At 51.2% G+C, this 3248-nt stretch carries 2 protein-coding genes; both read left to right on the forward strand.

Going from position 1 to position 3248, the window contains the following annotated elements; all coding sequences use genetic code 11:
• Entirely contained in the window at positions 1-951 is a 951-nt protein-coding gene (locus tag CLW00_RS21070; RefSeq protein WP_106135691.1) for a PorP/SprF family type IX secretion system membrane protein, read from the forward strand.
• Positions 942-3248 (forward strand): OmpA family protein (locus tag CLW00_RS21075; RefSeq protein ID WP_146131477.1); only part of this gene is annotated, 2307 nt, incomplete at its 3' end. The genes CLW00_RS21070 and CLW00_RS21075, both read left to right, overlap by 10 nt.

Raw genomic sequence — 3248 nt, forward strand, 5'->3', positions numbered from 1 at the left:
ATATTTTTGCTGGTTCTATTTGCCGGTTTTTTTGGTGAGATACAGTCCCAGCAGCTTCCCCAGTTCAGCCAGTACATATTCAACGGTCTTCACATCAATCCGGGATATGCGGGCTATAAGAATGCGGGCTATATACAGAGTACTTACCGTAACCAGTGGGCAGGTCTGCCGGGTGCACCGAGGACATTTACGGTTACCGCAGACCTGAGTGCGAATGAGGGTCTTATGGGTTTTGGGGTGTCTTTGTTGTCCGATGAGATAGGCCCGACCCGTACCTCCACGGGGCTGCTTACCTACAGTTACCGTATCCAGACGGGGAGTGAGAGTTTTTTGGGTCTGGGCGTAAGCGGAGGAGCGAGCCAGTACATGATAGACGGGAGCAAGCTTGATCCCAACGACCTTGATGACCCGGACCTTCCTCTTGGTGTACAGTCTATTTTCACGCCGAACATGAATGCGGGTCTGTTTTTTCACACCCCCCGTTTTTATGCGGGATTCAGTGCCTACAACATGGTGGGCCGGCGTGTATTGGAGCGGGAGGATATATCGCTTGCCTTTCATGATTTTCATTATTACCTGACAGCCGGAGCGCTGTTGTCACTGAGTGACAATATTGAGTTCAAGCCGAGTTTTCTGATCAAGGAAGTGAAGGGAGCACCGACGAGTTATGACCTGAACGGGATGTTTCTGTTCATGGAGCGTCTATGGCTTGGAGCGAGTTACCGTTCGAACCTGCGTCTGTGGAAGGACAACTTAGAGGACAATCTGAACAACAGGACTGCACTGGCCTTCATTGCGGAGGTTTTTGCCACGGAGAGTCTCCGCATAGGTTATGCATATGACACGAACCTGAATGCACTTCAGGACTACAGGTACAATTCCCATGAGATATCTGTTGGCTACTACCTGACTCCGAGGAATGTTAAACTTAAAAACCCGAGATGGTTCTGATCATGTTAAGAGATATAATAAGCATAAGATTTTTGATTTTGTTGTTTGTGCTGTTTTCGGGATTCAGGGTTGAGGCCCAGCATCCTCTTTTACGTTATGCGGACAAACAGTTTGAGCTTGGGAATTACCGTCATGCCTCGGAGATGTACGAAGAGGCGTATTCCCGCCGAGAGCGATATTCGACATCCCGGAGGCTTGCGGAGACCTATCAGATTCTTCGTGATTATGACATGTCATACGAGTGGTGGGGCAGGACGGTTGAATACGAAGAGTCGGACAAGGATGATTTTTACAACTATCTGATCGCCGCAATGCAGGCGGGAGAGGCAGAAGACCTGAGCGGATTTCTTTCATCGGGAGGTTACAGTACCTATGATTTTTCGGACCTGGACCTTGGGCTGGTGGAAGAGCTGTATGCGGCGCGTAAGAATGTGAAGCTGATGCAGGCAGAAGGTCTTAACGGCAGCGGTTCGGACTTTGGTCTTTCGCGCTGGTCGGGGAACAGGTACTTCAGCAGTGACCGTGGCGGAGTTGTTTCATCAGAACGTCCTGTGGTGCGTCTTGATGCGAAGAACAGGATATTCAGCAGCACAAAGAGCAATTTTAATGACCGGGAATACTACAGGCTTTATGTGGCTGACGGAGAAAACGAAGTGAAGCCGCTGTCGACGGATCTGTCCGGTGTCCAGCATGTATCAGACGTACAGGTTTACGGTGATGGCGGCAAGGTATTGTATACGGCCTTTACAGGTCGGACAAAGATCAGGGGCAGCCGGAAGAAGAGCATGGATATGGTCAACCATGGCGGGCTTTTTTACGGTGAGCTTGATGCTGAAGGCAATATAGTGAACAGCCGTCCCTTTCCCCACAACAGCATGCTTGAATACGGAGTGATGCACGGCTTCTATGATGAGGAATCGGGAAGGCTTTATTTTTCTTCGGACATGGAAGGCGGCCATGGCGGCTATGACCTGTACTATGTGGACTATGACGGGTCGGATGTTTTTGGAGAGCCGGTGAACCTTGGGGACAAAGTGAACACCTCCGGGAATGAGAGCCATCCCTCCCGAATGGGAGACTGGTTTTACTTCAGTTCTACAGGCCATCCCGGTCTCGGGGGTCTGGATATTTTCAGGTCAGCTTACGTTGGCGGGACACTTGGAGAAGCGGAGAACATGGGTGTACCCTACAACAGTCCGAGGGATGACTTTGCATATGTGGAATTTTCAGACGGCAAGCGTTACCTGTCATCAGACAGAGAGGGCGGCAAGGGTCTGGATGACATTTACCTGATAGAAGACCTGCACAAGCGTCTGATTGCGCGTGTGATCGACTGTGATGGCAACCTGATAGCAGAAGAGTTTGACTCAGAGATCAAGGAGAAGGGTACGGATACCCATGTGGCCACGAAACGCGGAGATAGGGGAGAGCTTCTGGCGGACCTGGACCCTGAGAAGGAGTTCGGTTTGAGGATCAGCCGAAAGGGCTACTTCAGCATTACCGACAGCACGCTGAGCACGGTAGGCCTGAAGGAGGAGAAGCTGGAGCGTGAGTACAGACTTGCAGCGATCCCGTATCAGCTTCCGGTGTATGTTGATATCGTGTATTATGACCTAGACAGGTCAAAGATCAGAAATGATGCGGAGGAAGCGCTGGACAAGATAGGTGAGCTGATGAACAGGTATGGTTTTCTTGACCTGTTGGTTGGGAGCCATACGGATTCGAGGGCGAGCAATGCTTACAACGAAGCCTTGAGCCGGAGACGTGCGGATGCGGTGAGGGATTACTTGGCCAGATACAAGGTGGGAGCTGAGCGGATCAGACTGGAGTGGTACGGTGAAGAGCAGCTGACCAACGATTGCGGAGACGGCGTACCGTGTCCTGAGCCGTCTCACCAGCTCAACAGGCGGAGTGAACTGGTACTGGAAGCCTTCCCTGACAGGGATAAGCAGTATGAGCTGCCCAAGGAGCTGATGGGCCGGGATGTGTGTGATGAGACGAGTCTGTTTGAGGCACTTCAGGAAGAGCTTAACAGCCTGCCCACGGTATATTTTGATTTTGACAAGAGCATGCTCCGCTCTGTGCACAGGAAAGAACTTGAGAGGACGGCAATCATGCTGAAAAGGATGAAGAACCTTCAGCTGTACATTTCGGGTCATACCGATCAGCGAGGCAGTGAGGAATACAACAAAGGTCTGAGTGAGCGCAGGGCTGAGGTAGTGAAGGATTACCTGATCAACAGGGGAATTGAGGCCTCGAGGATGGAGTATGAGTGGTTTGGCAAGAACATGCCTGTC

Source organism: Mongoliibacter ruber (assembly GCF_003003005.1).
Lineage (GTDB): Bacteria > Bacteroidota > Bacteroidia > Cytophagales > Cyclobacteriaceae > Mongoliibacter > Mongoliibacter ruber.